The organism is Virgibacillus sp. M23 (genome assembly GCF_034190895.1).
Classification (GTDB): domain Bacteria; phylum Bacillota; class Bacilli; order Bacillales; family Amphibacillaceae; genus Virgibacillus; species Virgibacillus salarius.
In genome coordinates this window covers 1-466 of the sequence record NZ_JAWDHA010000239.1, presented here as the reverse complement: position 1 = coordinate 466, position 466 = coordinate 1, and the positions used below count along the sequence as shown (strand labels likewise).

Below are 466 nucleotides of genomic sequence, written 5' to 3'. Positions count from 1 at the left end.
GGTTGCGCCTTCATTGGCTGCTTTCCCTTCTTTATAAGCCCAGTGAGCCGCAACACCGTATTCAGCGATTTCATGCATTTCTAAGGTGCGGATCTGCACTTCCAGCGGATCGCCTTTAGGCCCGATAACCGTTGTATGAAGCGATTGATACATATTCGGCTTCGGCATTGCGATATAATCTTTGAATCTGCCGGGCATCGGTTTCCAGCATGTGTGAATGATGCCGAGCACCGCGTAGCAGTCCTTTATGCTATTCACAAGAATACGGACAGCCAGCAAATCGTAAATTTCATTGAATTGCTTATTTTGCAGCACCATTTTTCGATAAATGCTGTAAATATGTTTCGGACGTCCCGAGAAGTCAGCCTTGATATTCACTTCTTCGACACGTTTCTTCACTTCATTGACAACCTCATCGACATAGAGCTCTCGTTCTGCACGTTTCTTCTTCATGAGGATGACAATA

The 466-nt window shown here is 45.3% G+C and carries 1 pseudogene; it reads right to left on the bottom strand.

What is annotated here, in order from left to right:
• Nucleotides 1–466 (bottom strand): annotated as a pseudogene (locus RVS70_RS22305) ((p)ppGpp synthetase); the annotation flags it as partial.